Source organism: Streptococcus sp. UMB1203 (genome assembly GCF_030217725.1).
GTDB lineage: Bacteria > Bacillota > Bacilli > Lactobacillales > Streptococcaceae > Streptococcus.
In genome coordinates this window covers 1-1,018 of record NZ_JASOOK010000068.1, presented here as the reverse complement: position 1 = coordinate 1,018, position 1,018 = coordinate 1, and the positions used below count along the sequence as shown (strand labels likewise).

Genomic DNA, 1,018 nt, shown 5'->3' with positions numbered 1-1,018 from the left:
TAACAGAAGAGAACGGTAAGAAAATTCCATCAGGAACAACCTTCGAAAGCGATCAACCAGGAGTCATCTCAGTAGATAAAGATGGAAAAGTAACAGTAACAATCCCAGACGGAGCAAACCCAGGGGATAAGATTACAGGTAAGATTACAGTAACATATCCAGATGGATCGAAAGATGAAGTACCAGTCAATGTAACAGTGGTAGAAAAAGATAAAGGTATCTACACACCGAAATACAATGATGGAAATGGTAAACCAGGAACTAAGGTAGAAATACCATTAACAGAAGGGAACGGTAAGAAAATTCCATCAGGAACAACCTTCGAAAGCGACCAACCAGGAGTCATCACAGTAGATAAAGATGGAAAAGTAACAGTAACAATCCCAGACGGAGCAAAACCAGGAGATAAGATTACAGGTAAGGTTACAGTAACATATCCAGATGGATCGAAAGATGAAGTACCAGTCAATGTAACAGTGGTAGAAAAAGATAAAGGTGTCTACACACCGAAATACAATGATGGAAATGGCAAACCAGGAACTAAGGTAGAAATACCATTAACAGAAGAGAACGGTAAGAAAATTCCATCAGGAACAACCTTCGAAAGCGATCAACCAGGAGTAATTACAGTAGATAAAGATGGAAAAGTAACAGTAACAATCCCAGACGGAGCAAACCCAGGGGATAAGATTACAGGTAAGGTTACAGTAACATACCCAGATGGATCGAAAGACGAAGTACCTGTAAATGTAACGGTAACTAATCGAGATAAAGATGAGTACACACCGAAATACGAAGATGAAACAGGGAAACCAGGATCTAAAGTAGAAATTCCATTAACAGAAGAGAATGGTAAGAAGATTCCATCAGGAACAACCTTCGAAAGTGATCAACCAGACGTTATCACAGTAGATAAAGATGGAAAAGTAACAGTAACAATCCCAGACGGAGCAAAACCAGGAGATAAGATTACAGGTAAAGTTCTAGTAAGATATCCAGATGGATCAACAGAAGAAGT

The 1,018-nt window shown here is 39.1% G+C and carries 1 protein-coding gene; it reads left to right on the top strand.

Annotated elements, in window-relative coordinates; all coding sequences use genetic code 11:
- The coding region (locus QP439_RS08960; protein ID WP_285389644.1) for a YPDG domain-containing protein at window positions 1-1,018 on the top strand (1,018 nt) is incomplete at both ends.